We start from the raw sequence: 351 nt of genomic DNA on the forward strand, positions 1-351 counted from the left end.
CGCCCTCGGCACCATATGCGCCCGTAGCTCAATTGGATAGAGCGTTTGACTACGGATCAAGAGGTTAGGGGTTCGACTCCTCTCGGGCGCGTTTTCTTTCGGGAAGTGGCTCAGCTTGGTAGAGCACCTGGTTTGGGACCAGGGGGTCGCAGGTTCAAATCCTGTCTTCCCGATAATTGTTTGGGGCCTTAGCTCAGCTGGGAGAGCGCCTGCCTTGCACGCAGGAGGTCAGCGGTTCGATCCCGCTAGGCTCCACCAAAAAGTTCTTTGAAAACTGAACGAAACAAACAACGTGAAACGTCAATTTTTATTTTTAGATGCTAGACAAACTAACTTTATTGGAGAGTTTGA

Annotated in this window: 3 tRNA genes; all 3 read left to right on the plus strand. The window is 50.7% G+C overall.

The features are described from left to right. Positions 1-17: 17 nt before the first annotated feature. The 3 genes from MR115_RS29705 (at position 18) to MR115_RS29715 (ending at position 258) form a co-directional block, all read left to right on the plus strand. Positions 18-91, plus strand: a tRNA-Arg gene (locus MR115_RS29705). 8 nt (positions 92-99) lie between these two features. After that, positions 100-173, plus strand: a tRNA-Pro gene (locus tag MR115_RS29710). Between the two features lie 9 nt (positions 174-182). Continuing rightward, positions 183-258, plus strand: a tRNA-Ala gene (locus MR115_RS29715). The last annotated feature ends 93 nt before the right edge of the window (positions 259-351 follow it).

It is taken from the genome of Bacillus cereus group sp. BfR-BA-01309, assembly GCF_022664315.1.
Lineage (GTDB): Bacteria > Bacillota > Bacilli > Bacillales > Bacillaceae_G > Bacillus_A > Bacillus_A mobilis.